The 24,946-nt window shown below is 53.0% G+C and carries 21 protein-coding genes; 13 read left to right on the forward strand and 8 right to left on the reverse strand.

Features of this window, described 5'->3' with window-relative positions; all coding sequences use genetic code 11:
* Positions 1-88 precede the first annotated feature (88 nt).
* The 5 genes from accC to acuI form a co-directional block, all read right to left on the reverse strand.
* Positions 89-1,438 carry an acetyl-CoA carboxylase biotin carboxylase subunit gene (gene accC / locus OGV75_RS02310; RefSeq protein WP_003828838.1) on the reverse strand — a complete coding sequence of 450 codons (1,350 nt, stop codon included), beginning with the start codon at positions 1,436-1,438 and terminating at the stop codon, positions 89-91.
* A gap of 10 nt (positions 1,439-1,448) precedes the next feature.
* Entirely contained in the window at positions 1,449-1,919 is a 471-nt protein-coding gene (accB, locus tag OGV75_RS02315; protein ID WP_003025210.1) for an acetyl-CoA carboxylase biotin carboxyl carrier protein, read from the reverse strand.
* A 392-nt stretch (positions 1,920-2,311) separates the two neighbouring features.
* A complete protein-coding gene (gene msrQ / locus OGV75_RS02320) occupies positions 2,312-2,911 on the reverse strand; it encodes a protein-methionine-sulfoxide reductase heme-binding subunit MsrQ (protein WP_016157592.1) in 600 nt (199 codons plus the stop codon).
* Positions 2,912-3,916 (reverse strand): protein-methionine-sulfoxide reductase catalytic subunit MsrP, encoded by a 1,005-nt coding sequence (gene msrP / locus OGV75_RS02325; protein WP_181629729.1) that lies wholly within the window; start codon positions 3,914-3,916, stop codon positions 2,912-2,914. It lies immediately after the preceding gene.
* A 119-nt stretch (positions 3,917-4,035) separates the two neighbouring features.
* Positions 4,036-5,010, reverse strand: coding sequence for an acrylyl-CoA reductase (NADPH) (acuI, locus tag OGV75_RS02330; protein ID WP_275262317.1), 975 nt, complete (start codon positions 5,008-5,010; stop codon positions 4,036-4,038).
* A 225-nt stretch (positions 5,011-5,235) separates the two neighbouring features.
* Between acuI and csrD the strand changes: the two genes are divergently transcribed.
* The 8 genes from csrD to tldD all read left to right on the forward strand — a co-directional run bounded on the left by csrD (position 5,236) and on the right by tldD (position 17,670).
* Positions 5,236-7,176, forward strand: a complete 1,941-nt coding sequence (gene csrD, locus OGV75_RS02335) for an RNase E specificity factor CsrD (RefSeq protein WP_016154717.1) — start codon at positions 5,236-5,238, stop codon at positions 7,174-7,176.
* Positions 7,177-7,482: 306 nt separating this feature from the next.
* On the forward strand, positions 7,483-8,526 hold the full coding sequence (gene mreB / locus OGV75_RS02340; protein WP_000913396.1) for a rod shape-determining protein MreB: 1,044 nt from the start codon (positions 7,483-7,485) through the stop codon (positions 8,524-8,526).
* 64 nt (positions 8,527-8,590) lie between these two features.
* Positions 8,591-9,613: a rod shape-determining protein MreC gene (mreC, locus tag OGV75_RS02345; RefSeq protein WP_046275078.1), complete on the forward strand. Its 1,023-nt coding sequence runs from the start codon at positions 8,591-8,593 to the stop codon at positions 9,611-9,613.
* Positions 9,614-10,102, forward strand: a complete 489-nt coding sequence (mreD, locus tag OGV75_RS02350; protein WP_003025196.1) for a rod shape-determining protein MreD — start codon at positions 9,614-9,616, stop codon at positions 10,100-10,102.
* 7 nt (positions 10,103-10,109) lie between these two features.
* The gene (locus tag OGV75_RS02355; RefSeq protein ID WP_101700712.1) at positions 10,110-10,703 is read left to right on the forward strand and encodes a Maf family protein; all 594 of its coding nucleotides are present in this window, start codon (positions 10,110-10,112) and stop codon (positions 10,701-10,703) included.
* Entirely contained in the window at positions 10,693-12,162 is a 1,470-nt protein-coding gene (gene rng / locus OGV75_RS02360) for a ribonuclease G (RefSeq protein WP_003828822.1), read from the forward strand. Before OGV75_RS02355 ends, rng begins: the two co-directional genes overlap by 11 nt.
* A gap of 114 nt (positions 12,163-12,276) precedes the next feature.
* A complete protein-coding gene (yhdP, locus tag OGV75_RS02365; RefSeq protein WP_286480316.1) occupies positions 12,277-16,077 on the forward strand; it encodes an AsmA2 domain-containing protein YhdP in 3,801 nt (1,266 codons plus the stop codon).
* A 147-nt stretch (positions 16,078-16,224) separates the two neighbouring features.
* Positions 16,225-17,670 (forward strand): metalloprotease TldD, encoded by a 1,446-nt coding sequence (tldD, locus tag OGV75_RS02370; RefSeq protein WP_016154713.1) that lies wholly within the window; start codon positions 16,225-16,227, stop codon positions 17,668-17,670.
* Positions 17,671-17,764: 94 nt separating this feature from the next.
* Here tldD and aaeR read toward each other — a convergent pair whose 3' ends face one another.
* Positions 17,765-18,694 (reverse strand): HTH-type transcriptional activator AaeR, encoded by a 930-nt coding sequence (aaeR, locus tag OGV75_RS02375; RefSeq protein ID WP_016157586.1) that lies wholly within the window; start codon positions 18,692-18,694, stop codon positions 17,765-17,767.
* A gap of 184 nt (positions 18,695-18,878) precedes the next feature.
* Between aaeR and aaeX the strand changes: the two genes are divergently transcribed.
* The 4 genes from aaeX (at position 18,879) to OGV75_RS02395 (ending at position 22,393) form a co-directional block, all read left to right on the forward strand.
* Positions 18,879-19,082 (forward strand): p-hydroxybenzoic acid efflux pump operon protein AaeX, encoded by a 204-nt coding sequence (gene aaeX, locus OGV75_RS02380; RefSeq protein ID WP_003025177.1) that lies wholly within the window; start codon positions 18,879-18,881, stop codon positions 19,080-19,082.
* A 7-nt stretch (positions 19,083-19,089) separates the two neighbouring features.
* Complete coding sequence (gene aaeA / locus OGV75_RS02385) at positions 19,090-20,022, forward strand: p-hydroxybenzoic acid efflux pump subunit AaeA (protein ID WP_016154711.1); 933 nt, start codon at positions 19,090-19,092, stop codon at positions 20,020-20,022.
* 5 nt (positions 20,023-20,027) lie between these two features.
* Positions 20,028-21,995: a p-hydroxybenzoic acid efflux pump subunit AaeB gene (gene aaeB / locus OGV75_RS02390; RefSeq protein WP_286480317.1), complete on the forward strand. Its 1,968-nt coding sequence runs from the start codon at positions 20,028-20,030 to the stop codon at positions 21,993-21,995.
* 119 nt (positions 21,996-22,114) lie between these two features.
* Positions 22,115-22,393 carry a barstar family protein gene (locus OGV75_RS02395; protein WP_016154709.1) on the forward strand — a complete coding sequence of 93 codons (279 nt, stop codon included), beginning with the start codon at positions 22,115-22,117 and terminating at the stop codon, positions 22,391-22,393.
* A 56-nt stretch (positions 22,394-22,449) separates the two neighbouring features.
* Here the strand turns inward: OGV75_RS02395 and yhcN are convergent, their stop codons facing one another.
* Together yhcN and argR are read right to left on the reverse strand one after the other, a co-directional pair.
* The gene (gene yhcN, locus OGV75_RS02400) at positions 22,450-22,716 is read right to left on the reverse strand and encodes a peroxide/acid stress response protein YhcN (RefSeq protein WP_003025165.1); all 267 of its coding nucleotides are present in this window, start codon (positions 22,714-22,716) and stop codon (positions 22,450-22,452) included.
* Positions 22,717-23,091: 375 nt separating this feature from the next.
* Positions 23,092-23,562, reverse strand: coding sequence for a transcriptional regulator ArgR (gene argR / locus OGV75_RS02405; protein ID WP_003025162.1), 471 nt, complete (start codon positions 23,560-23,562; stop codon positions 23,092-23,094).
* 436 nt (positions 23,563-23,998) lie between these two features.
* On the opposite strand from argR, the gene mdh reads away from it, so the two are divergent.
* Entirely contained in the window at positions 23,999-24,934 is a 936-nt protein-coding gene (mdh, locus tag OGV75_RS02410) for a malate dehydrogenase (protein WP_008785953.1), read from the forward strand.
* Positions 24,935-24,946 lie beyond the last annotated feature (12 nt).

Here is a 24,946-nt window from a genome sequence, read left to right on the forward strand (position 1 = left end):
AAGAAAGCGGGGATTGTACCTTATGGCACGTGCGGGAGGGGAGAAAAACAAAAGGCCGGAATTTCCGGCCTTTTCAGTTAACGCACGCTTACTTTTCCTGAAGTCCGAGTTTTTTCTCCAGATAGTGGATATTGGTTCCACCGTGCTGGAAATGCTCGTCATTCATGATGCGGATCTGCAGATCAACGTTGGTTTTGATACCGTCGATGATCAGTTCCTGCAACGCGTTTTTCATACGGGCGATTGCTACGTCGCGGTTTTCGCCATAGCAGATCAGCTTACCGATCATTGAGTCATAGTACGGAGGTACGGTGTAGCCTGCGTAAATATGAGACTCCCAGCGCACACCAAAGCCACCCGGCGCGTGGAAACGCGTGATTTTACCCGGGCTTGGCAGGAAGGTGTTCGGGTCTTCGGCGTTGATACGGCATTCTACCGCATGGCCTTTAACCACAACTTCATCCTGCTTGATGGACAGCGGTTGTCCCGCAGCGATGCGCAGCTGCTCTTTGATCAGGTCAACGCCGGTGATCATTTCGGTTACCGGGTGTTCAACCTGAATACGGGTGTTCATTTCAATGAAGTAGAACTCGCCGTTTTCGAACAGGAACTCGAAAGTACCTGCCCCGCGATAGCCGATATCAACGCACGCTTTGGCGCAACGCTCGCCGATGTAGCGACGCAGTTCCGGAGTAATGCCCGGTGCTGGTGCTTCTTCGACGACTTTCTGGTGACGACGCTGCATGGAGCAGTCACGTTCTGCCAGATAAATCGCGTTACCCTGACCGTCTGCCAGCACCTGAATTTCGATGTGGCGTGGGTTTTCCAGGTACTTCTCCATGTAAACCATGTCGTTGTTGAAAGCCGCTTTCGCTTCCGCTTTGGTCATGGAGATGGATTGTGCCAGTTCGGCATCGCTGCGCACGACGCGCATACCGCGACCGCCGCCGCCGCCGGAGGCTTTGATAATAACTGGATAACCGATGCGCTTCGCATGAGCGCGGTTAGCGTCCATGTCGTCGCCCAGCGGGCCGTCAGAGCCTGGGACTGTTGGTACGCCAGCTTTCTTCATCGCGGTAATTGCGGACACTTTGTCGCCCATCAGGCGGATGGTGTCGGCTTTCGGGCCGATGAAGATAAAGCCGGAACGTTCTACCTGTTCAGCAAAGTTGGCATTCTCAGAGAGGAAGCCATAACCCGGGTGAATTGCCACTGCGCCGGTGATTTCAGCAGCGCTAATGATAGCCGGGATGTTCAGATAGCTTTTTACGGACGGAGCCGGACCAATACAGACCGTCTCATCCGCCAGCAATACGTGTTTTAAATCGCGATCCGCGCTTGAATGCACAGCGACAGTCTTGATGCCCAGCTCTTTACAGGCACGCAGAATACGCAGGGCGATCTCACCGCGGTTGGCGATAACAATTTTATCCAACATGTTCGCCTCGTTATTCGATGACGACCAGCGGCTCGTCAAATTCTACCGGTTGACCGCTTTCTACCAGAATCGCTTTCACTACGCCGGATTTGTCGGCTTCGATCTGGTTCATCATTTTCATGGCTTCAACGATGCACAGGGTATCGCCCGCATTCACTTTCTGGCCGATTTCGATGAACGCTTTCGCATCTGGGCTCGGGGTGCGGTAGAACGTACCAACCATTGGGGAGCGTACGATGTGACCACTGATTTCCGCTGCTGCCGGAGCTTCCATACTTGGAGAGGCAGTTTGTGCGACAGCGTTAGACAGAGCTGGCTGCTGCATCACTGGTGCAGCATAAGCCTGTTGCATCATTGGAAAACTTGCAGCTGGCGCCGCACGGCTGATGCGTACAGACTCTTCGCCTTCAGAAATTTCCAGTTCGGAGATGCCTGATTCTTCAACCAGCTCGATCAGTTTTTTAATCTTACGAATATCCATGAGTGGGTTCCGTACTCTTTGTTTAGTGAGATTGTGACAAGCGTTTTACCGCCGTCTGTATAGCATTTTTATAACAGTGAGTGACAAGATGCCACGCATCTCAGGCATTGCACTGGGTGCGGTTGCCATTAAGTGAGATTGCCAGACTTGTTAGTCATTGTGCGGCTATCTTCTGCCATTTTCGGGTAAAAGACAAAATATACCTTCAACATGCGAATGTCACCCTTTCAGCGCTCTAAAAACGCTACCGAGGATAGCAAAGTCGCACATTATAACTATTTCGTAGCAATTGGCAGCTAAATACTGGTCTTATCAGGGAAGATAATCAACCGTTAACATGTAAAGAAAATCGGATCGTCCACATTTTGTAACGCACTGCACATAACGTGAAACTACCGCCACCACTGGCGAAACTTCTTGTAACGGCAGGCTAACAACACCACAGCGAGTGCTGCATAAATAATCGGTTGAGGGGAGATAATTTTTACCGACCACAGATAATGTATGGGTGCCAGGATCGCCACAAGATAGACGAAGTTGTGCAAATACTGCCAATTTTTGCCCAGTTTTCGCTGAGCCGACTGGGTGGAGGTTAACGTGAGGGCGAATAATATGCCCCAACTGGCAATGCCCAGCATCAAATAAGGTCGCGTGATTAATTCCCGTCCTAACAGCGCCAGATTATGAATGCCCAGTTCCAGGAGTGCGTAGCTGGTTAAATGCAACGTTGCCCAGGCGAAACACCATAGCCCTAACAGGCGCCGTGTGCGTATCAATAATGGCTGTTTAGCGTAGCGCGCGAGGGGAGAGACCAGCAAGGTCGCCAGCAAGAATTTCAGAGCTGTCCTACCGGTAAAGTGCTGGATATCTTTGACCGGGTCTGCGCTCAGACCACCGTGATTCACCGCCCAAAATAGCCAGACAAACGGTAAAAAGCCGGCAAGATGCAGGCAAACTTTCAGTCCGGTAATGTGCTTTGCAGTCAGGCGCACTCAAAAATTCTCCTGCAGGTTAAGACCACGGTACAGCGAAGCGACCTCGTCGGCGTAACCGTTAAACAGCAGCGTGGGTTGGCGCTGAACGTCCAGAATACCGCCTGCGCCAATAAAACGCTCAGTGGCCTGGGACCAGCGCGGGTGATCGACATGCGGATTCACGTTGGCATAAAATCCATACTCATTGGGGGCGGCCAGATTCCAGGTTGTCGGGGGGCGTTCGCGGGTTAGTTTAATACTCACGATCGACTTAATGCCTTTAAATCCGTATTTCCACGGCACAATTAAGCGAATGGGCGCGCCATTTTGTGGGGGAAGAGCTTTTCCATAAACCCCCACGGTAAGCAGAGTGAGTGGATGCATAGCTTCATCCAGACGCAGTCCTTCAATATAGGGATACTTGAGCCCGCCGCCAATAAAGCGATCTTTTTGTCCGGGCATTTCATCCGGTGCGTAGATCGTTTCGAAGGCGACATATTTTGCGTTGCTGGTGGGTTCAACCTGCGCCAGCAGTTTATGTAACGGAAAACCAATCCACGGCACGACCATTGACCAGGCTTCCACACAGCGCATCCGGTAAATCCGTTCTTCCAGTGGGAAACGGGCGGTCAGCGCATCGTGATCGAGGGTGAGTGGTTTAACCACCTCACCACTGATTTTTAACGTCCACGGATCGGTTTTCAGACTGCCAGCATTGGCTGCCGGATCCGCTTTATCGAGACCGAACTCATAGAAGTTGTTGTAGCCAGAAACTTTATCCGCTGGCGTTAAAGGAAGCGAATTTTGCCAGGCGGCGGGTTTACTGAAATCAAGCGGCTTACCCGCGGGCGCGGGCGGGCGGTCATTCCCCTTAAACCAGCTAAGAAGGTCAGCCTGCGCAGAGAGGGGGAAAGACAACGCGGCGGCGCTGATCCCTAATGCTTTTAGTACCTGGCGGCGTTGCATAAAAAAAGCCGACTCGTCAGTGACGTCGGCTTCTGTAAATGGACGTAATTTCTTCATAACAGACTCCCGGCTTACGCGTCATAACTGACAGGGGACGCGTAGTTAATATGGCAGGGAGTCTGTAGATATGCCGCGAAATTTCGTTAATTAAGTGTAAATTTCTGCGCTGGAGCCTGTTACTTCACCTTCACCAGCGTACGACCTTGCACCTGGTTATTGATGATGGCATCGGCAAACTTCGGCGCATCCGCCAGCGTAATCTCCGTGGCGGCCTGAGCATAGAAAGAGTCCGGTAGATCCTTAACCAGACGCGCCCAGGCTTCTGCCCGGCGTGCCGGCGGGGTCATCACCGAGTCCACCCCTTGCAAACGAACGTTACGCAGAATAAATGGCATCACCGTCGTCGGCAGAGCGAAACCGCCAGCCAGGCCGCAGGCGGCAACGCAGCCACCGTAGTTCATCTGTGCCAGGACTTTTGCCAGAACTTTGTCGCCAACGGTATCAACCGCACCAGCCCACAGCTGTTTTTCCAACGGGCGAGATTCAGCAAATTCATCGCGGCCAAGGATACGGTTAGCGCCCAGGCTCTTCAGGTAGTCGTGAGTGCTTTCGCGACCCGAAACCGCCGCAACCTGATAACCCAGCTTATGCAGTAACGCCACGGCCGTGCTGCCCACGCCGCCGCTGGCACCGGTGACGACAATCTCACCGTCTTGCGGGCGAATACCTGCATCTTCAAGCGCCATGACGCACAGCATGGCGGTAAAGCCAGCGGTACCGATGACCATGGCTTTACGTCCGTCCAGCCCTTGTGGCAGCGCAACCAGCCAGTCGCCTTTCACGCGTGCGCGTTCGGCCAGTCCACCCCAATGATTTTCACCCACGCCCCAGCCGGTCAGTAAAACTTCCTGACCTGCATGAAAACGGGGATCTTCGCTTGTGCGCACGGTACCGGCGAAATCGATACCAGGAATCATCGGAAAATTGCGAATGATTTTACCCTTGCCGGTGATAGCCAGGGCGTCTTTATAGTTCAGGCTTGACCAGTGGACATCCACCGTCACATCGCCTTCCGGTAGCTGATTTTCGTCGAGGGGTTGAACGGATGCGAGGGTTTTTCCGTCCTGCTGTTCTAAGATCAAAGCCTGCATAACCTGTCCTCAATTCGTATAGTGGATTGGAAAATTATTAATGAAGACTATACTCGCTAATCAAAACATGATGCCGATTCCGCGCAATAAATTGCCAGATATACCTAATTTGGTAGTATGCCCACACTGTTTGTATAAATGGACGGATTTTGCGTTCAGTTTTGCATTTTCGCGCCGCTTTATCACTTTCATGCCTGTTTCATAACTGTCGGAGTTAACACAAGGATGCGATTAACGACGAAATTTTCAGCTTTTGTGACGCTGCTTACAGGGTTAACGATCTTCGTGACTCTGATCGGCTGCTCGCTGAGTTTCTATAACGCGATTCAATATAAGTTCACCACCCGTGTTCAGGCGGTGGCGACAGCGATTGATACGCACCTTGTCTCCCGCGATGTCGTTGCGCTAACCCCGCAAATCGATGAACTGATGGTTTCGGTTGATATCGTGCGCGTCGAACTGCTTCAGGGCGAACACGTGGTGTATGACCACTCCCGAACCAGCAGCTACCGCCCGGCGGGGACGAACAATCTGTATCGTGATGTCACCGTCCCGTTGGTCAAACACCCGGGCATGTCGCTGCGTCTGGTTTATCAGGATCCAATGGGCAACTATTTCCATTCGCTGATGACTACCGCGCCGCTCACGTTGGCGATTGCTTTTATTATACTGATGCTCTTTTTGTCTGTGCGCTGGCTTCAGCGTCAGCTTTCAGGTCAAGAGTTGCTGGAGATTCGTTCAACGCGCATTCTTAACGGCGAACGTGGACCGAACGTGCGGGGGACGGTCTATGAATGGCCTGCGCGTACCAGTAGCGCGCTCGATATGCTGCTGACCGAAATTCAAAGTGCCCGCGAGCAACGTAGCCGACTGGATACGCTGATTCGTTCCTATGTGGCGCAGGATACAAAAACCGGGCTAAGCAACCGCCTGTTCTTTGATAACCAACTGGCAACGCTGCTGGAAGATCAGGAAAAAGTGGGATCGCATGGCGTCGTGATGATGGTACGCCTGCCGGACTTTACGCTGCTGCGCGATAGCTGGGGAATTACCCTTGCGGAAGAACAAATTTCAACGCTAATCAATTTGTTGTCGACTTTTATGACGCGCTATCCGGGCGCGTTGCTGGCGCGCTACCACCGTAGCGATTTTGCCATCCTGTTGCCACACCGCACGCTGAAAGAGGCGGAAAGTATTGCCGGGCAATTATTAAAAGCGGTAGATGCGCTTCCGGCTAATAAAATGATCGACCGTGCCGATATGGTTCATATTGGCATTTGTGTTTGCCGCAGCGGTCAGTCGACGGAACAAGTGATGGATCACGCCGAAGCCGCCACGCGGAACTCGGTATTGCAGGGTGGGAACAGCTGGTCGGTCTATGATGACTCACTACCGGAAAAAGGTCGGGGTAACGTACGCTGGCGAACGCTGATCGAACAGATGCTCAGCCGGGGTGGACCAAGAATTTATCAAAAGCCTGCGGTAACCCGTGAAGGACGGGTGCACCACCGGGAGCTGATGTGCCGTATTTTTGATGGCAGCGAAGAGGTTATTTCGGCGGAATATATGCCGATGGTCCTGCAGTTTGGCCTGGCAGAAGAATATGACCGCCTGCAAATCAGCCGTCTGATCTTACTGTTGGGCTATTGGCCGCAGGAAAACCTGGCGATGCAGACAACGGTTGAATCGCTAATTCGCCCACGTTTTCAGCGCTGGCTACGTGATACGCTGATGCAGTGCGAAAAATCATTACGCAAACGCATAATTATTGAACTTGCTGAGGCAGATGTCTGTCAACATATCAGCCGGTTACAGCCCGTCATCAGATTGATGAATGCGCTGGGTGTGCGAATTGCCGTTACGCAGGCGGGTTTAACGCTGGTGAGCACCAGTTGGATCAAAGAGCTTAACGTTGAGTTATTGAAGCTGCATCCAAGCCTGGTGAGGAATATTGATAAGCGAACCGAAAACCAGCTCCTGGTGCAAAGCCTGGTGGAGGCTTGTTCTGGAACACCAACGCAGGTTTACGCCACGGGCGTTCGTTCGCGTAGCGAGTGGCATACGCTGACGGAACGCGGAGTTGCGGGTGGGCAAGGGGATTTTTTTGCCGCATCACAGCCACTTGACACTAACGTGAAAAAATATTCGCAAAGATACTCGGTTTAACCTGCCGTTTAATTCGTTTTCACGTAGAATAACGCGCGCTGTGCCTTCTGGGGGTGTGCTTGTCTGCTCGCCAGGTTGTAACAGCAAACATGCAGGTGAATGACCTTTGACAGGTTGCAAACAAAAGCGAGGAGTGCTGCTGATTTATTCAGCCCTGATGGACTCAGGCCGATTTTGTAACAAAGGAAACGAACTGCACTAATTTTCACCGTAGCAGATGATTTTTGCGCCTTGTCGCTGCTGCGTGTGGTTGGTAAAGTAAGCGGATTTTGTTTTCCGCCCCAGCTTTCAGGATTATCCCTTAGTATGTTGAAAAAATTTCGTGGCATGTTTTCCAATGACCTGTCCATTGACCTGGGTACCGCGAATACCCTTATTTATGTAAAAGGACAAGGCATCGTATTGAATGAGCCTTCTGTTGTGGCCATTCGTCAGGATCGTGCCGGCTCGCCAAAAAGCGTAGCCGCAGTGGGCCATGACGCGAAGCAGATGCTGGGTCGTACACCGGGCAATATCGCTGCCATTCGCCCAATGAAAGACGGCGTTATCGCTGACTTCTTCGTGACTGAAAAAATGCTCCAGCACTTTATCAAACAAGTGCACAGCAATAGCTTCATGCGCCCAAGCCCGCGCGTACTGGTATGTGTACCGGTTGGAGCAACTCAGGTTGAACGCCGCGCGATCCGTGAATCCGCCCAGGGCGCAGGTGCCCGTGAAGTATTCCTGATCGAAGAGCCGATGGCGGCTGCGATCGGGGCGGGTCTGCCAGTTTCTGAAGCAACCGGTTCTATGGTTGTGGATATCGGTGGTGGTACAACTGAAGTTGCCGTTATCTCCCTGAACGGCGTGGTTTACTCCTCTTCTGTACGTATTGGCGGCGACCGCTTCGACGAAGCCATCATTAATTATGTTCGTCGTAACTACGGTTCTCTGATCGGTGAAGCCACCGCAGAACGTATTAAACACGAAATCGGTTCCGCTTATCCGGGCGACGAAGTGCGCGAGATCGAAGTTCGCGGCCGTAACCTGGCAGAAGGTGTTCCACGCGGCTTTACCCTGAACTCCAACGAGATTCTGGAAGCCCTGCAGGAACCGCTGACCGGTATCGTGAGTGCGGTGATGGTTGCACTGGAACAGTGTCCGCCAGAACTGGCGTCTGACATCTCCGAACGCGGCATGGTACTGACCGGTGGCGGTGCTCTGCTGCGTAACCTTGACCGTCTGTTAATGGAAGAAACCGGTATTCCAGTTGTTGTTGCTGAAGATCCGCTGACCTGCGTGGCGCGCGGTGGCGGCAAGGCGCTGGAAATGATCGATATGCACGGCGGCGACCTGTTCAGCGAAGAGTAATCGGATGCAGGTAGGGTAGCCCGCGGGTTGCCCTTCCGCTCTGATACGAGAATACGCATAGACTATGAAGCCAATTTTTAGCCGTGGCCCGTCGCTACAGATTCGCCTTATTCTGGCGGTGCTGGTGGCGCTCGGCGTTATTATTGCCGACAGCCGCCTGGGTACGTTTAGTCAAATCCGAACGTACATGGATACCGCCGTCAGTCCTTTCTACTTTATCTCAAATGGTCCTCGTGAATTACTCGACGGCGTTTCGCAAACGCTGGCTTCGCGTGACCAACTCGAACTTGAAAATCGGGCGTTGCGTCAGGAACTGCTGCTGAAAAACAGCGAGCTGCTGATGCTGGGGCAATATAAACAGGAGAACGCGCGTTTGCGTGAGCTGCTGGGATCGCCGCTGCGTCAGGACGAACAAAAGATGGTGACGCAGGTCATCTCAACGGTTAATGACCCTTACAGCGATCAGGTGGTGATCGACAAAGGGAGCGTTAACGGTGTCTACGAAGGTCAGCCGGTTATTAGCGACAAAGGCGTTGTGGGTCAGGTCGTAGCGGTGGCTAAACTGACCAGCCGCGTGCTGCTGATTTGCGATGCGACGCATGCTCTGCCCATTCAGGTACTGCGTAACGATATCCGCGTGATCGCTGCCGGTAACGGCTGCACCGACGATCTTCAGCTCGAACACCTGCCGGCCAACACCGACATTCGCGTTGGCGATGTGCTGGTTACCTCGGGTCTGGGGGGACGTTTCCCTGAAGGCTATCCGGTTGGTGTTGTTTCTTCCGTTAAGCTGGACACTCAGCGCGCTTATACCGTGATTCAGGCACGCCCGACCGCAGGTCTGCAGCGTCTGCGTTATCTGCTGCTGTTGTGGGGCGCCGATCGTAACGGCGCAAATCCGATGACGCCAGAAGAAGTGCACCGCGTTGCCAATGAACGTCTGATGCAAATGATGCCGCAAGTTCTGCCTGCACCAGATGCCATGGGGCCGCCTGCGCCAGTGCCAGCTCCCGCAGCAGGCGTGACTCCAGCGCCTGCGGGTACCACGCCGCCACAACCTGCTCCGCGTAAGCCGGGAGGACAGTAAGTGGCAAGCTATCGTAGCCAGGGACGTTGGGTGATTTGGCTCTCGTTCCTTATTGCACTGTTGCTGCAAGTCATGCCCTGGCCGGACGATATTCTGGTTTTCCGGCCAAACTGGGTACTGCTCATCTTGTTGTACTGGATCCTGGCGCTGCCGCATCGCGTAAATGTGGGCACGGGGTTTGTGGTGGGTGCCATACTGGATCTCATCAGCGGCTCCACGCTTGGCGTGCGCGCATTGTCGATGAGTATCATTGCTTATCTGGTCGCGCTGAAATTCCAGCTATTCCGTAACCTCGCGCTCTGGCAACAGGCGCTGGTGGTCATGTTGTTATCACTGGTCGTGGATATTATTGTTTTCTGGGCCGAGTTTTTAGTGATCAATGTCTCTTTCAGACCCGAAGTGTTCTGGAGTAGTGTAGTGAATGGTGTGCTTTGGCCATGGCTATTCTTACTGATGCGTAAAGTCCGTCAGCAGTTTGCGGTGCAATAAGGTTGATATGAATACTCTGTATCTTGCTTCTGGTTCTCCACGTCGTCAGGAGCTGCTCGCTCAGCTTGGTGTTACCTTTGAACGGCTGGTGCCTGGGATTGAAGAACAGCGACACCCGCAGGAGAGCGCGCAGCAGTATGTTTCGCGTCTGGCACGCGAAAAAGCGCAGGCTGGCGTGGCGCTGGCGCAGCGCGATTTGCCGGTATTGGGTGCGGATACCATTGTTATCCTTAATGGCGAAGTGCTGGAAAAACCACACGACGCCGCCCATGCCGCAGTAATGCTGCGCAAACTGTCGGGCAAAACGCATCAGGTCATGACCGCCGTGGCATTGGCCGACCGCCGGCACAGTCTGGACTGTCTGGTGGTGACGGAAGTGACGTTCAGAGCACTAACCGATGAGGACATCGCGGGCTATATTGCCAGCGGTGAACCAATGGATAAAGCAGGTGCATACGGTATTCAAGGGTTGGGTGGCTGTTTTGTCAGGAAGATCAATGGCAGCTATCACGCTGTAGTCGGCTTACCGCTGGTAGAAACGTATGAGTTGCTGACCAATTTTAACGCACTGCGTGAGAAAAGGGATAAACATGACGGCTGAATTGTTGGTAAACGTAACGCCATCGGAAACTCGGGTGGCTTACATTGATGGCGGTATTCTGCAGGAAATTCATATTGAACGTGAGGCGCGACGCGGAATCGTAGGCAATATCTACAAAGGTCGTGTAAGTCGTGTACTTCCGGGTATGCAGGCGGCTTTTGTAGATATTGGACTGGATAAAGCCGCATTTCTTCACGCTTCAGACATCATGCCGCACACCGAATGCGTGGCGGGTGAAGAACAAAAACAGTTCACCGTGCGCGACATTTCTGAACTGGTGCGCCAGGGCCAGGATCTGATGGTGCAGGTGGTAAAAGATCCGTTGGGTACTAAGGGCGCACGCCTGACGACGGACATCACGCTTCCTTCCCGTTACCTCGTCTTTATGCCAGGTGCTTCGCACGTTGGCGTTTCCCAACGTATCGAAAGCGAAACCGAACGCGAACGCCTGAAAAAAGTGGTGGCGGATTACTGCGATGAACAGGGCGGATTCATCATTCGCACAGCGGCGGAAGGCGTCTGCGAGGAGGATCTGGCCTCGGATGCTGCCTACCTGAAGCGCGTCTGGACTAAAGTTATGGAGCGTAAAAAGCGCCCGCAAACGCGCTACCAGATGTACGGCGAACTGGCGCTGGCGCAGCGCGTGTTGCGTGATTTTGCGGATGCCCAGCTTGACCGGATCCGCGTTGACTCTCGTCTGACCTATGAAGCGTTGCTGGAGTTCACAGCGGAATATATCCCCGAGATGACCAGCAAGCTGGAACATTACAGCGGGCGCCAGCCCATTTTTGATCTCTTTGACGTTGAGAATGAAATCCAGCGCGCGCTGGAACGCAAGGTTGAACTGAAATCCGGCGGCTATCTGATCATCGATCAAACTGAAGCAATGACCACCGTCGATATCAATACCGGAGCGTTTGTTGGGCATCGTAATCTCGACGACACTATCTTTAATACTAATATTGAAGCAACGCAGGCCATTGCTCGTCAGCTGCGTCTGCGTAACCTCGGCGGCATTATCATTATCGATTTTATCGACATGAATAATGAAGATCACCGTCGACGGGTACTGCACTCTCTGGAACAGGCGCTGAGCAAGGATCGCGTAAAAACCAGCATCAACGGTTTTTCTCAGCTGGGCCTGGTGGAGATGACGCGCAAACGCACGCGTGAAAGCGTGGAGCATGTGTTGTGCAACGAGTGTCCGACCTGTCATGGGCGCGGTACGGTGAAAACCGTGGAAACTGTATGCTATGAAATCATGCGCGAAATCGTGCGGGTACACCATGCATATGACTCCGATCGTTTCCTGGTTTATGCATCTCCGGCAGTGGCTGAAACCCTGAAGGGTGAAGAGTCACATGCGTTGGCAGAAGTGGAAATCTTTGTCGGCAAACAGGTTAAAGTACAAGTCGAACCGCTGTATAACCAGGAGCAGTTCGACGTTGTCATGATGTAATCTGGCCTGGTAAACGCCCAATGGCGATACCTTGCAGGCCGGAGAAGGCGTTCACGCCGCCATCCGGCAAGACGGTTTTGTGAGTCACATTTTTTGGTAGACAAGGAGAGGCGCGTGAGGCGATTGCCGGGGATATTACTGCTCACTGGAGCCGCATTCGTTGTCATCGCAGCGCTGCTGGTCAGTGGGCTGCGCCTTGCGCTGCCTCATCTTGATAGCTGGCGTCCGGCCATCCTTGGCAAGATTGAATCCGCCACCGGTCTGCCCGTCTCCGCCAGCCAACTTTCCGCTAGCTGGCAAAATTTCGGGCCTACTCTTGAAGCGCGCGATATCCACGCGCAGCTTAAAGATGGCGGTGAATTTTCGGTAAAGCGCGTTACATTAGCGCTGGATGTCTGGCAAAGCCTGCTGCACATGCGCTGGCAGTTTCGCGATCTCACCTTCTGGCAGTTGCAGCTGCGTACCAACACCCCCATCCAGCGCAGCGAAAGCGGTGATGGAATTGAAGCCGGCCACCTGAGCGATCTCTTCCTGCGTCAGTTTGATCATTTCGATCTACGCGACAGCCAGATTAGCTTTTTAACCCTCTCAGGCCAGCGTGCAGAACTGGCGATCCCGCAGCTTACCTGGCTTAACGGTAAAAACCGACATCGCGCTGAAGGCCAGGTCAGTCTCTCCAGTTTGACCGGGCAGCACGGTGTTATGCAGGTTCGAATGGATCTGCGTGATGACAACGGGCTGTTGAATAACGGTCGGGTCTGGCTGCAGGCCGACGATATCGACGTCAAGCCGTGGCTGGGTAAATGGATGCAGGATAATGTCGCGTTGCAAACCGCGCGTTTTAGCCTGGAAGCATGGATGACGATCAGAAAAGGTGTCGTTTCCGGCGGCGATGTCTGGCTGAAAAAAGGTGGGGCAAGTTGGCTGGGAGAGAGTCGTACGCACACGCTCTCCGTCGATAACCTGACGGCGCACATCAGCCGCGAGCAGTCGGGCTGGCAATTCTCCATTCCCGATACCCGTATCACGATGGATGATAAACCCTGGCCAAGCGGGGCGTTAACGCTGGCCTGGATCCCTGAACAGGAAGTCGGCGGCGAGAATAACAAACGCAGCGACGAGCTACGCATCCGCGCCAGCAATCTGGAGCTGGCTGGGTTAGAAGGGCTGCGTCCGATGGCGGCCAAGTTATCGCCTGCGCTGGGTGATATCTGGCGGGCCACGCAGCCGAGCGGCAAAATAGATGTGCTGGCGCTGGATATCCCGTTACAGGCAACAGAAAAAACTCGCTTCCAGTCCTCGTGGACCAATCTGGCCTGGAAACAGTGGAAGCTGCTGCCAGGGGCAGAACATTTCTCCGGTACGCTCGCGGGCAGGGTTGAAAACGGGGCGCTCACTGCTTCCATGAAGCAAGCTAAAATGCCGTATGAAACCGTCTTTCGCGCACCGCTGGAAATAGAGGATGGCGTAGCGACGCTAAGCTGGCTGAAGAACGATAAAGGTTTCCAGTTAGATGGGCGCAACATTGATGTTAAAGCGAAAGCGGTACGCGCACGTGGTGGTTTTCGCTATCTGCAGCCCGCCAATGATGAGCCATGGTTGGGCATTCTGGCAGGTATCAGCACCGACGATGGCTCTCAGGCCTGGCGTTACTTCCCGGAAAACCTGATGGGCAAAGAGCTGGTTGATTACCTCAGCGGCGCTATTCAGGGCGGCGAAGCGGATAACGCCACGTTGGTGTATGGCGGCGACCCGCATCTGTTCCCGTATCTACACAATGAAGGGCAGTTCCAGGTACTGGTGCCGCTTCGCAATGCGAAGTTTGCTTTCCAGCCCGACTGGCCCGCGCTGACTGACCTTAATATTGAACTGAACTTCATTAACGACGGTCTGTGGATGAAGACCGATAGCGTTAATCTGGGCGGTGTGAAGGCCAGTAATCTGACGGCTAACATCCCCGACTATGCCAAAGAAAAACTGCTGATTGATGCCGACATCAACGGGCCGGGCAAGGCGGTTGGACCTTATTTTGATGAGACGCCTTTGAAGGATTCACTCGGCGCTACGCTTGAGCAGTTGCAGATTGACGGCGATGTGAATGCTCGCTTACATCTTGATATTCCGTTAGACGGCTCGCTGGTTACCGCCAAAGGTGACGTCAACCTGCGTAATAACAGCCTGTTTATTAAACCGCTCGACAGCACGCTGAAGAATTTGAATGGTAAATTCAGCTTTATCAACGGTGATCTGAAGAGTGAGCCGATGACCGCGAACTGGTTTAATCAGCCGCTGAACGTCGACTTTTCCACGACCGAAGGGGCGAAAGCCTATCAGGTAGCCGTGAATCTGCAAGGTGACTGGCAGCCAAGCCGCATGGGGATTTTACCGGCGCAGGTCAACGACGCGTTGAACGGTAGCATAGCGTGGAATGGCAAGGTAGGAATCGATCTTCCGTATCATGCCGGGCCGACCTACAACGTTGAGTTAAAGGGCGACCTCAAGAATGTAAGTAGTCACTTACCTTCTCCGCTGAATAAGGCGGCCGGTGAGGCGTTGCCGGTGAACGTTAAGGCCAACGGCAATCTGCGCAGCTTTGATCTGACCGGCAACGCTGGCAGCAAGAATCATTTTAATAGCCGCTGGCTACTGAATCAGAAACTGACGCTTGACCGCGCAATCTGGGCGTCGGAAAGCCGCACCGTGCCAGCGTTACCCGATCAGCAAGGCATAGAGCTTAATCTTCCCCCTATGGATGGCGCGCAATGGCTGGCGTTATTCCAGAAAGGCGCTGTGGATAACGTGGGCAGCAACGCTAACTTCCCGCAGCGCATCACGGTGCGTACGCCATCGTTATCCCTGGGCGGTCAACAGTGGAATAATTTGAGTATCGTTTCTGAGCCTGCGAGCAATGGCTCCACCGTGCAGGCGCAGGGCCGTGAAATTAACGCCACGCTGGCTATGCGCAATAATGCGCCGTGGCTGGCCAATATTAAGTATCTTTATTACAACCCAAGCGCGGCAAAACCGTCACAAAATAGTACGCCAGCCTCGCCGTTCTCAGCCATCGACAACGTCAGCTTCCGTGGCTGGCCGGACCTTCAGCTGCGCTGTGCCGAGTGCTGGATGTGGGGACAGAAATACGGGCGCATTGACGCCGATGTTGCGATTAAAGGCGACACGCTCACCTTGAGTAACGGTCTGTTGGATACGGGTTTTGCCAGACTGACCACCGACGGAGTGTGGGTGAATGCGCCGGGCAAGGAGCGAACGTCGCTGAAGGGTAAACTGAGCGGCAACAAAATTGACTCCGCAGCCGGTTTCTTTGGCGTATCAACGCCGATTCGCAATTCTTCCTTCAACGTGGAGTATGATCTGCATTGGCGTAATCCGCCGTGGGATCCTGATGTAGCCTCGCTGAATGGTATTTTGCGTACCCGGCTGGGCAAAGGCGAACTTACCGAACTCAGTACCGGACATGCGGGGCAACTGTTACGCCTGCTAAGCTTCGATGCGTTACTGCGTAAACTGCGCTTTGATTTTAGCGACACCTTCAGCGAAGGCTTCTATTTCGACTCGATTCGCAGCACGGCGTGGATCAAAGATGGTGTGATGCATACCGACGACACGCTGGTGGACGGTCTGGAAGCCGATATTGCGATGAAAGGTTCAGTGAACCTGGTACGCCGGGATCTGGACATGGAAGCCATCGTTGCACCAGAAATATCTGCCACCGTAGGCGTTGCCGCCGCGTTTGCCGTCAACCCGATTGTTGGTGCGGCGGTGTTTGCCGCCAGTAAGGTGCTGGGGCCGCTGTGGAGCAAAGTCTCGATTCTGCGCTATCGCATCACCGGTCCGGTCGATAAGCCGCAAATTAACGAAGTTCTGCGTCAGCCGCGCAAAGAAAGCCAGCAATGATTTGACGGGGGCGAGTAATTGCCCCAATCTCAGTACATAGTATTGCCGGATGGCGCAGCGCTTATCCGGCCTACAGCAGCCTAACAACGTAGGCCGGATAAGGCGTTTTTTCCGCTATCCGGCAGAATTAAATGAGTAATCAAAACGATGAGTCTGAACCTGGTAAGTGAACAATTGCTAGCGGCAAATGGCCTGAAACATCAGGATCTGTTTGCCATCCTGGGCCAACTGGCCGAACGCCGTCTTGATTACGGCGATCTCTATTTTCAGTCGAGCTATCACGAATCCTGGGTTTTAGAAGACCGCATCATTAAAGATGGTTCTTACAATATCGATCAGGGCGTTGGCGTGCGCGCCATCAGCGGCGAGAAAACAGGGTTTGCCTATGCAGACCAGATTAGCCTGTTGGCGCTGGAACAAAGCGCTCATGCCGCGCGTACTATCGTGCGTGACAACGGTGACGGCAAAGTAAAAACGCTGGGGGCCGTGGAGCATCAGGCGCTTTACACCTCGGTTGATCCGTTGCAGAGCATGAGCCGCGAAGAAAAACTCGATATCCTGCGCCGCGTAGACAACGTGGCCCGTGCCGCCGACAAACGCGTCCAGGAAGTGACCGCCAGCCTGACCGGTGTTTATGAACTGATCCTGGTGGCCGCGACTGATGGTACGCTGGCCGCTGACGTCCGCCCGCTGGTACGTTTGTCCGTAAGCGTACAGGTCGAAGAGGACGGTAAGCGTGAGCGCGGCGCCAGCGGTGGCGGCGGTCGTTTTGGCTATGACTATTTCCTTGGCGACCTCGATGGTGAAGTCCGTGCCGACGCGTGGGCGAAAGAGGCCGTACGCATGGCGTTAGTCAATCTGTCCGCGGTAGCAGCGCCTGCTGGTACGCTGCCGGTGGTACTCGGCGCTGGTTGGCCTGGCGTTCTGCTGCATGAAGCGGTCGGTCATGGTCTGGAAGGTGATTTTAACCGCCGTGGCACCTCGGTATTCAGTGGTCACATGGGTGAACTGGTGGCATCAGAACTGTGTACCGTTGTGGATGATGGCACAATGGCGGACCGTCGTGGTTCTGTGGCTATCGATGACGAAGGGACACCGGGTCAGTACAACGTGCTGATCGAAAACGGCATTCTGAAAGGCTACATGCAGGACAAACTGAATGCGCGTCTGATGGGCGTAGCGCCAACGGGTAACGGTCGCCGTGAATCTTACGCGCACCTGCCGATGCCGCGTATGACCAACACCTATATGCTGCCGGGGAAATCCACGCCGCAGGAAATCATCGAATCCGTTGAATACGGTATTTATGCGCCTAACTTTGGCGGCGGTCAGGTAGATATCACCTCCGGGAAATTTGTATTCTCGACGTCCGAAGCGTACCTGATTGAAAACGGTAAAGTGACCAAACCGGTGAAAGGCGCAACGCTGATTGGCTCCGGTATCGAAGCGATGCAGCAGATTTCGATGGTGGGTAACGACCTGAAACTGGATAACGGGGTTGGCGTTTGCGGTAAAGAAGGACAGAGCTTGCCGGTGGGCGTGGGCCAGCCGACGCTGAAGGTGGATAACTTGACCGTAGGTGGCACCGCGTAACGACCCGGTCGCCGGATAGCGCTCAGCGTATCCGGCCTGGAATGTGCGTTGGCACTGAATGTAGGCCCGGTAAGCAAAGCGCTACCGGGCTTTTTTATTTCTCTTTGCCCCGGCCGTACATCCCCTGAAACAGCTGCGCCACATCGACAAAATAATCCGTCAGATAGTTAATCACCACCTGGACCTTGAGCGGTAGTTTGTCTTTTTCGGTATACAGCGCATAGACCGGACGTGGATCCGACTGGTAGCGGGGCAGCAGGATCTCCACTTCGCCACGATTGATCTCATTGATCACCCACATCAGCGGCACATAGGCGATGCCCGCGCCTGCGGCCAGCCAGCGCACCAGCGTCATCGGATCGTTAGTCACGAAGCGCCCTTCTGGGATCAGGCGGGTAGAGATCCCCTCCGGAGCGATAAGTTCGAATTCATTATCCGGGCGCACGCTGTATTCCAGCCACGAGTGGTTACTGAGATCGGCGGGTTTTTCCGGCACGCCAAACTGCGCGAGATAGCTTTTAGCGGCGCAGACCACCATCGGCATGGTTCCCAGGCGACGTGAAAACAGGCTGGAGTCCTGCAACGCGCCGACGCGAATAACCACGTCCAGACCGTCGGCGATTAAATCCGGTGCAGGGATGCCTGTTACCAGATTTACCGTCAATCCTGGATACTCTTTCAGCATCGTTGCGGTCAACCCAGCGAGGACATTTTGTGCCATGGTTGAAGAACAGCCAATGCGCAAGGTGCCGATGGGCGTGTTGTTAAAGGCATAAAGCTGCTCGTGAACATCCTGTGCTTCGTGCAGCATCCGGCGGCAACCCTGATAATAAATTTTACCGGCTTCAGTTAGCCCAATGCTGCGTGTGCTGCGGTTTAGCAGCTTGACCTGTAGCTCATCTTCCAGTTTAGAGACCGTCTGGCTTATCGATGAAACGCTCATTTGTAACTGTCTTGCGGCGGCGGTGAAGGAGCCCAGTTCGACAACTTTGGCAAACACCGACATACGTTTTAATCGTTCCATTGTTCACTCTGACTTAAAAGTGATTTAGATCACATAATATAGATAACAGCATAACAGTTACGTTAATATATTATTATTCAAATAACAGCTATGTCGCTCTCGCCTGGCTCATCCTTGCCCTTCTCTGCGGTGACATACGCTAGAAAATCTATCACCTGCACTCTCTTAAGCTACCAAGGTCAACATGAGTCTGTTTCCCGTTATCGTGGTGTTTGGTCTGTCCTTCCCACCGATTTTTTTCGAATTACTTTTGTCACTGGCGATTTTCTGGCTGGTGCGCCGGGTACTGGTTCCAACTGGCATCTATGATTTTGTCTGGCACCCGGCTCTGTTTAACACCGCGCTGTATTGCTGCCTGTTCTATTTAATAACGCGCCTGTTCGTTTGAGGTTGAAGTGAAAACACTAACAAGAAAACTCTCCCGTACGGCCACGACTCTCGTACTGGTCATTCTGGCCTTCATCGCCATTTTCCGCGCATGGGTGTTCTACACCGAGTCGCCGTGGACGCGTGATGCGCGCTTCAGCGCCGACGTTGTGGCAATAGCCCCGGATGTCGCCGGGCTTATCACTAACGTCAACGTTCATGATAATCAACTGGTGAAGAAAGACCAGGTTCTGTTTACCATCGATCAGCCGCGCTATAAAAAAGCGCTCGAAGAAGCGGAAGCAGACGTCGCCTACTATCAGGTGTTATCACAGGAAAAACGCCAGGAGGCCAGCCGTCGTAACCGGCTGGGCGTGCAGGCTATGTCTCGTGAAGAGATCGACCAGTCAAACAATGTCCTGCAAACCGTATTACACCAGCTTGCGAAAGCGCAGGCGACCCGCGACCTGGCGAAATTAGATCTGGAACGTACCGTCATTCGCGCGCCAGCAGATGGCTGGGTGACTAACCTGAACGTCTACAGCGGCGAATTTATTACTCGCGGCTCTACGGCGGTGGCGTTGGTCAAACAGCATTCTTTTTATGTGCTGGCCTATATGGAAGAAACCAAGCTGGAAGGCGTCCGCCCTGGGTATCGCGCAGAGATCACCCCGCTGGGCAGTAATCATGTGCTGAAGGGCACCGTTGATAGCGTGGCGGCTGGCGTAACGAATGCCAGCAGCACGCGGGACGCAAAGGGTATGGCGACCATTGATTCCAATCTCGAATGGGTGCGCCTGGCGCAGCGTGTACCGGTGCGAATTCGTCTTGATGAGCAGCAGGGAACCCTGTGGCCTGCGGGGACTACGGCTACCGTCGTCATTACCGGCAAGCAGGATCGCGATGCAAGCCGGGAATCCTTCTTCCGTAAAATGGCGCATCGCCTGCGCGAGTTTGGCTAATCGTGATGGGCATTTTCTCTATTGCCAACCAGCATATCCGCTTTGCGGTAAAACTGGCGTGCGCGATTGTACTGGCGCTGTTCGTTGGCTTTCACTTCCAACTTGAGACCCCGCGCTGGGCGGTGCTGACCGCCGCCATTGTGGCGGCTGGCCCGGCCTTTGCCGCTGGCGGAGAGCCCTATTCTGGTGCTATACGCTATCGCGGCATGCTGCGTATTGTCGGGACATTTATCGGCTGTATTGCTGCACTGATCATTATCATCAGCATGATCCGCGCCCCGTTATTGATGATCCTGGTGTGTTGTATCTGGGCCGGTTTTTGTACCTGGATCTCGTCGCTTGTGAAGATCGAAAACTCCTATGCCTGGGGACTTTCGGGCTATACGGCGCTGATCATCGTCATTACCATCCAGGCTGAACCGCTGCTGACGCCGCAATTTGCGCTCGAACGCTGTAGTGAAATAGTGATGGGGATTGTCTGTGCTATTGTGGCCGATCTGCTCTTTTCGCCCCGTTCGGTGAAACAGGAGATTGATGTCGAACTGGACAGTCTGCTGGTGGCGCAGTATCAGCTTATGCAGCTGTGCATTAAGCATGGTGACAGTGAAGAAGTGGACAAAGCCTGGGGCGATTTAGTCCGGCGTACGGCGGCACTGGAAAGCATGCGAAGTAACCTGAATATGGAGTCCTCACGCTGGGGGCGGGCTAACCGCAGGCTCAAAGCATTGAACACGCTGTCACTCACGCTCATCACGCAGTCCTGCGAAACCTATCTTATTCAGAACACTCGACCCGAACTGATCACTGATACCTTCCGCGAGTTGTTCAATATGCCGGTTGAAACGGTGCAGGATGTTCATAAACAGTTGAAGCGGATGCGGCGGGTGATTGCCTGGACCGGTGAACGCGAAACGCCGATTACGATATATAGTTGGGCTGGCGCCGCGACGCGCTACCTGTTGCTCAAACGCGGTGTACTGAGTAATACCAAAATTAGCGCCACGGAAGAAGAGATCCTGCAAGGTGAGCCAGTAGTGAAGGTGGAGTCTGCCGAGCGCCATCATGCGATGGTCAACTTCTGGCGCACCACGCTTTCTTGTGTGCTGGGAACTTTATTCTGGCTGTGGACCGGATGGACCTCCGGCAGCGGCGCAATGGTGATGATTGCGGTTGTCACTTCGCTGGCAATGCGTTTGCCCAACCCGCGCATGGTGGCGATAGACTTTATTTACGGTACGTTGGCGGCGTTACCGCTCGGGGCGCTCTATTTCCTGGTGATTATTCCCAATACGCAACAAAGCATGTTGTTACTGTGCCTGAGCCTGGCGGTGCTGGGGTTCTTTCTGGGTATAGAGGTACAGAAACGACGGCTGGGATCAATGGGGGCGCTGGCCAGCACTATTAATATCATCGTGCTGGATAACCCGATGACCTTCCACTTTAGCCAGTTCCTTGATAGTGCGCTGGGGCAAATTGTTGGCTGCGTGCTGGCATTTATCGTCATTCTGTTGGTGCGCGATAACTCTCGTGACAGAACGGGTCGCGTGTTGCTCAACCAGTTTGTCTCGGCGGCGGTTTCAGCGATGACTACCAACGTGGTACGTCGTAAAGAAAACCATCTCCCGGCGCTTTATCAGCAGCTGTTTTTGCTGATGAATAAATTTCCCGGCGACCTGGCGAAGTTTCGCCTGGCGCTGACGATGATCATTGCGCATCAGCGCCTGCGCGATGCGCCGATACCGGTAAACGAGGATCTATCCGCGTTCCATCGCCAGCTTCGTCGCACTGCGGATCACGTGATTTCCGCAGGAAACGACGACAAGCGCCGACGCTACTTTAGCCAGCTGCTGGAAGAGCTTGAGATCTATCAGGAGAAATTAATCATCTGGCAAGCGCCACCGCAGGTGACCGAGCCGGTAAAACGACTTAGCGGGATGCTGCACAAATACCAGCATGCGCTGACCAGTAATTAAGAGTTGGAAACCGACGCTAAAAGCGTCGGTTTTTTTATGGCTATACTTACCTGAAAATGCAGGAGGTTCCTGCATATTGATGGTCTGTAGAGTGACTGGCGTCGGGATGGTGGCTATAGATGAACATCTATACATTTGATTTTGACGAGATAGAAGACCAGGGGGATTTCTACCGTGAGTTTACGCGCGCGTTCGGTCTCGCCCGGGAAAAGGTGGTTGATTTAGATTCTCTGTGGGAGGTGGTTATCGGGGACGTTTTACCGCTGCCGCTGGAGATTGAATTTGTTCATTTGCCGGACAAGTTACGCAGGCGATACGGCGCGCTGATTTTACTGTTCGATGAAGCGGAAGAAGAGCTGGAAGGACAGCTGCGCTTTAACGTTCGTCACTCAATGTAAGGCATAAAAAAGCCCCCGGCAGGCGGGGGCAAGTCGTCGGACTAGACGACGAGGGTTTATTTGTAGAGTTCTGCAGTCGCGTGCCAGTGAGCGCCTTCACGGAGTTCGGTGACGCGATAGCTGCTGGCACCCGCTTTTTCAGCTTTAGCGGCGATAGCCTGACGCATGTCCATTGGTGAGCTACCGATCTGAGATACGGAGATGCTGCCCATGGATTGCAGGTTCTGTGCTTCTTGTGAGTTCACCTGAGTCACTGCGGCGCTTGCACCGAAAGAGAGAACAGAAAGAAGGCTTAAGGTTGCAATAGTTGTTTTGATTTTCATGATATTTACCTCGTCGAATTCTTTTATTGGGGTCTGCGTTTCGTGACCCTCATCACAAAATCAAGTATACACTAATCACTCGATAAATTAATACCACGCTAATTGTTTCCATGCGGATTAAGTGTTAAGAAAAATATTTTTTATAACCAAACAGAATTAAAAATAGGGTTTTAAACATCGGTTTTATAATAAATTCAATTAAATCATTGAGATATGAATTTTTGCAAAATGTGCGTTTTTAACTCTTCATATTCGCTATGTGAATGACTTTTGACGGTTAAACGCACCATTTGTTAAATCAATGACAGTGGATAATAGAGGGAGGAGGGTGGATACAGAGGTTTTTCCCCGCCGCGAGGCGACGGGGAGGAAGTATTACAGCTCTTGTTCAAACAGTTCCAGAATGGCTTCGTACAAATCTTTTACCGTAAAACCCTTAGCTGGGGTGGTGAAGATGGTATCGTCACCGGCAATTGTACCCAGAATACCTTCCGCTTTACCTAATGAGTCCAGCAGACGTGCAATCAACTGAGCAGCGCCAGGGCTGGTATGAATAACCACAACTGCATCGTTGTAATCGATATCCAATACCAGATTTTTCAGTGGACTGGATGTTGTAGGTACCCCTAACTCTGCCGGCAGGCAGTACACCATTTCCATTTTCGCATTGCGGGTACGCACGGCGCCGAACTTGGTCAGCATGCGAGAAACCTTGGACTGATTGATATTATCAAAGCCCTGATCCTGCAACGCGAGGACGATTTCGCCCTGAGAGCTGAACTTCTCTTCTTTAAGCAGCGCTTTAAACGCCTTTACTAATTCTTCTTGTTTTGCCGAGCTTCGCATAAGTCACCCGTAATATGGCAGTAGAAACAACATTATTGTGCATACAGATGAATTTTTATGCAAACAGTCTGCCTTGTTCAAGGCTGAAATAATGTTATGAAAGAGCGGAATTTTATCAAATTTCGTTATCAAGAAACATGCCTGTGTCACGGCTCGCAAATAAGGTTAAAAGTAAATTAAATGTTATCAAATTGATGTTGTTTTGAGAGGTGGGTAGGGTATATTGTCAGCACCTGTTGGAAAGTTGCTCTACTGTGCGGGTGGTTTTGAATTACGTAACTTAGGTTTTATTTTACGTAAGTTAAATGCATAAAAGCCAAATTTGCGTGACTACGCATTCTTGACGCGTGGTTGTTGTATTCGTTGGATTTGTGAATTAAGGTCGCCGCCGCGGAGCAATAGACACTTTGCTTATCAATATAATAAGGAGTTTAGGATGAAAGTTGCAGTCCTCGGCGCTGCTGGTGGTATCGGTCAGGCGCTAGCATTACTGTTAAAAACCCAACTGCCTTCAGGTTCAGAACTCTCCCTGTACGACATCGCTCCAGTAACGCCTGGCGTGGCCGTTGATTTGAGCCATATCCCTACTGCTGTGAAAATCAAAGGCTTCAGCGGCGAAGACGCTACCCCTGCACTGGAAGGTGCTGATGTGGTACTGATCTCTGCGGGTGTCGCACGTAAACCGGGTATGGATCGTTCCGACCTGTTCAACGTTAACGCCGGTATCGTGAAGAACCTGGTGCAGCAGGTTGCTAAAACCTGCCCGAAAGCATGTATCGGTATCATCACCAACCCAGTGAACACGACCGTTGCTATCGCTGCAGAAGTGCTGAAAAAAGCAGGCGTATACGATAAGAACAAACTGTTTGGCGTGACCACGCTGGACATCATCCGCTCCAACACCTTTGTTGCGGAACTGAAAGGCAAGCAGCCTGGTGACGTTGAAGTCCCGGTTATTGGCGGCCACTCTGGCGTGACCATTCTCCCGCTGCTGTCACAAATCCCTGGCGTGAGCTTCACTGAGCAAGAAGCGGCTGACCTGACCAAACGTATCCAGAATGCGGGTACTGAAGTTGTGGAAGCTAAAGCCGGTGGCGGATCTGCAACTCTGTCTATGGGTCAGGCCGCAGCACGTTTCGGCCTGTCACTGGTTCGCGCGCTGAGCGGCGAAAAAGGCGTGGTTGAATGTGCTTACGTTGAAGGCGACGGCCAGTATGCTCGCTTCTTCTCTCAGCCGCTGCTGTTGGGTAAAAACGGCGTAGAAGAACGCCAGTCTATCGGCAAGCTGAGCGCATTTGAGCAGAGCTCGCTGGAAGGTATGCTGGATACGCTGAAGAAAGATATCACCCTGGGTGAAGAGTTCGTTAAATAACGCCTTTATGTA

Origin of the sequence: Citrobacter sp. Cb028 (assembly GCF_030336705.1) — a bacterium.
Classification (GTDB): Bacteria; Pseudomonadota; Gammaproteobacteria; order Enterobacterales; family Enterobacteriaceae; genus Citrobacter; species Citrobacter braakii.

Coding starts and splice junctions, on each gene's coding strand:
- accC (WP_003828838.1), bottom strand. CDS start 1,438: ATGTTGGATAAAATTGTTATCGCCAACCGCGGTGAGATCGCCCTGCGT.
- accB (WP_003025210.1), bottom strand. CDS start 1,919: ATGGATATTCGTAAGATTAAAAAACTGATCGAGCTGGTTGAAGAATCA.
- msrP (WP_181629729.1), bottom strand. CDS start 3,916: ATGAAGAAATTACGTCCATTTACAGAAGCCGACGTCACTGACGAGTCG.
- acuI (WP_275262317.1), bottom strand. CDS start 5,010: ATGCAGGCTTTGATCTTAGAACAGCAGGACGGAAAAACCCTCGCATCC.
- csrD (WP_016154717.1), top strand. CDS start 5,236: ATGCGATTAACGACGAAATTTTCAGCTTTTGTGACGCTGCTTACAGGG.
- mreB (WP_000913396.1), top strand. CDS start 7,483: ATGTTGAAAAAATTTCGTGGCATGTTTTCCAATGACCTGTCCATTGAC.
- mreC (WP_046275078.1), top strand. CDS start 8,591: ATGAAGCCAATTTTTAGCCGTGGCCCGTCGCTACAGATTCGCCTTATT.
- OGV75_RS02355 (WP_101700712.1), top strand. CDS start 10,110: ATGAATACTCTGTATCTTGCTTCTGGTTCTCCACGTCGTCAGGAGCTG.
- rng (WP_003828822.1), top strand. CDS start 10,693: ATGACGGCTGAATTGTTGGTAAACGTAACGCCATCGGAAACTCGGGTG.
- tldD (WP_016154713.1), top strand. CDS start 16,225: ATGAGTCTGAACCTGGTAAGTGAACAATTGCTAGCGGCAAATGGCCTG.
- aaeR (WP_016157586.1), bottom strand. CDS start 18,694: ATGGAACGATTAAAACGTATGTCGGTGTTTGCCAAAGTTGTCGAACTG.
- aaeX (WP_003025177.1), top strand. CDS start 18,879: ATGAGTCTGTTTCCCGTTATCGTGGTGTTTGGTCTGTCCTTCCCACCG.
- aaeB (WP_286480317.1), top strand. CDS start 20,028: ATGGGCATTTTCTCTATTGCCAACCAGCATATCCGCTTTGCGGTAAAA.
- OGV75_RS02395 (WP_016154709.1), top strand. CDS start 22,115: ATGAACATCTATACATTTGATTTTGACGAGATAGAAGACCAGGGGGAT.
- yhcN (WP_003025165.1), bottom strand. CDS start 22,716: ATGAAAATCAAAACAACTATTGCAACCTTAAGCCTTCTTTCTGTTCTC.
- argR (WP_003025162.1), bottom strand. CDS start 23,562: ATGCGAAGCTCGGCAAAACAAGAAGAATTAGTAAAGGCGTTTAAAGCG.
- mdh (WP_008785953.1), top strand. CDS start 23,999: ATGAAAGTTGCAGTCCTCGGCGCTGCTGGTGGTATCGGTCAGGCGCTA.